This is a genomic window from Neisseria sp. P0001.S005 (genome assembly GCF_051963715.1).
In genome coordinates, this window is record NZ_JBQCTZ010000882.1 from 1 (window position 1) to 320 (window position 320).

Consider the following 320-nt stretch of genomic DNA (forward strand, 5'->3'; position numbering starts at 1 on the left):
GTTACTTTCGGCTTGGCCTGCTGCGCCGTGGAAATGATGCATGCGGGTATGGCGCGTTATGACCTTGACCGTTTCGGTATCATTTTCCGTCCGTCCCCACGTCAGGCCGACCTGATGATTGTGGCAGGTACGCTGACCAACAAAATGGCGCCAGCCCTGCGCCGCGTATACGACCAGCTCGCCGAGCCGCGCTGGGTATTGTCTATGGGTTCGTGTGCCAACGGCGGCGGCTATTATCACTACTCTTATTCCGTTGTGCGCGGTGCCGACCGCGTCGTGCCGGTAGACGTTTATGTGCCGGGTTGTCCGCCGACTGCGGA

Annotated in this window: 1 protein-coding gene; it reads left to right on the plus strand. The window is 60.0% G+C overall.

Annotation, left to right across the window (positions count from 1 at the left end):
* Positions 1 to 320 (plus strand): NADH-quinone oxidoreductase subunit NuoB (gene nuoB / locus ACTHSP_RS23335; RefSeq protein WP_440347158.1); only part of this gene is annotated, 320 nt, incomplete at both ends.